The organism is Streptomyces sp. SID5785 (assembly GCF_009870065.1).
Taxonomy (GTDB): Bacteria; Actinomycetota; Actinomycetes; order Streptomycetales; family Streptomycetaceae; genus Streptomyces.
Genome location: NZ_WWIA01000485.1, coordinates 1 through 1,406, shown reverse-complemented (window position 1 = coordinate 1,406; position 1,406 = coordinate 1). Strand labels below are relative to the sequence as shown.

The following is a 1,406-nucleotide window of genomic DNA, read 5'->3' as shown; positions in this document are numbered from 1 at the left end:
CGCGGGGAACTGCGCGACCAGCCCCCACCGGGCCGCACCCGGCGACGAGACGGCCGGAACTGCGGCGCTAGATCCGCTCCACGATCGTGGCGATGCCCATGCCGCCCCCGACGCACAGAGTCGCCAGCCCGTACCGGAGGTCCCTGCGCTCGAGCTCGTCGACGAGCGTGCCCAGGATCATCGCCCCGGTCGCCCCGAGCGGGTGCCCGAGCGCGATCGCACCGCCGTTGACGTTGACCTTGTCCAGCGGGAGCCCCATGTCCTTCACGAAGCGGAGCACCACCGCGGCGAACGCCTCGTTGATCTCGACGAGGTCGATGTCGTCGATGGTCAACCCCGCCTTGGCGAGCGCCTTGCGCGTCGCCGGCGCGGGCCCGGTGAGCATGATGGTGGGCTCCGAGCCGGACACCGCGGCGGAGACGATCCGGGCCCGCGGCGTCAGCCCGTACCGCTCACCGACCTCGCGCGAGCCGATGGCGACGAGGGAGGCGCCGTCCACGATGCCGGACGAGTTGCCCGCGTGGTGGACGTGGTCGATCTCCTCGACCCAGTGGTACTTCTGCAGGGCCACCGCGTCGAAGCCGCCGAGGTCGCCGATGTCCTTGAACGACGGCTTCAGCCTGGCCAGCGAGTCGGCGGTGGTGCCGGGGCGCAGGAACTCGTCGTGGTCGAGCACGGTGAGGCCGCTGCGGTCCCTGACCGGGACGACGGACCGCTCGAAGCGGCCGTCCTTCACGGCGGCGGCGGCCCGCTCCTGGGAGAGGGCCGCGTACTCGTCGACGTCGCGCCGCGAGAAGCCCTCGATGGTCGCGATGAGGTCGGCGCCGATGCCCTGCGGCACGAACCCGGTCTCGAAGTTGGTCATGGGGTCGGCGAACCAGGCACCGCCGTCGGAGGCCATGGGCACGCGCGACATGGACTCGACGCCGCCGGCGAGGACGAGGTCCTCCCAGCCGGAGCGGACCTTCATGGCCGCCAGGTTCACGGCCTCGAGCCCCGAGGCGCAGAAGCGGTTCTCCTGTACCCCGGCCACCGTGTCGGGCAGTCCGGCCGCGATGGCGGCGACGCGGGCGATGTCGGAGCCCTGGTCGCCGACGGGGCCGACGACGCCGAGCACGATGTCGTCGATCGCGGCGGGGTCCAGGTCCGGGAAGCGGGCGCGGATCTCGTGGATGAGCCCGACGACCAGGTCGATCGGCTTGGTGCCGTGCAGCGAGCCGTTGGGCTTGCCCTTGCCGCGCGGGGTGCGGATCGCGTCGTAGACGTACGCGTCTGTGGTCACGGAGGTGCCTTTCGGAACTGGGGTGAGGGTTCAGGCGAGCAGCGAGCGGCCGATGATCTCCTTCATGATCTCGGTCGTACCGCCGTAGATGGTCTGGATGCGTCCGTCGGTGAAGGCCTTCGCG

General features: G+C 71.4%; 2 protein-coding genes. Both read right to left on the bottom strand.

Annotated elements, in window-relative coordinates; translation table 11 throughout:
* Window positions 1-67: 67 nt before the first annotated feature.
* Complete coding sequence (locus tag GTW43_RS15720; RefSeq protein ID WP_161302626.1) at window positions 68-1,282, bottom strand: acetyl-CoA C-acetyltransferase; 1,215 nt, start codon at window positions 1,280-1,282, stop codon at window positions 68-70.
* Window positions 1,283-1,312: 30 nt separating this feature from the next.
* Window positions 1,313-1,406: acyl-CoA dehydrogenase family protein (locus GTW43_RS15715; protein WP_161302624.1), on the bottom strand; the 94-nt coding region annotated here is incomplete at its 5' end.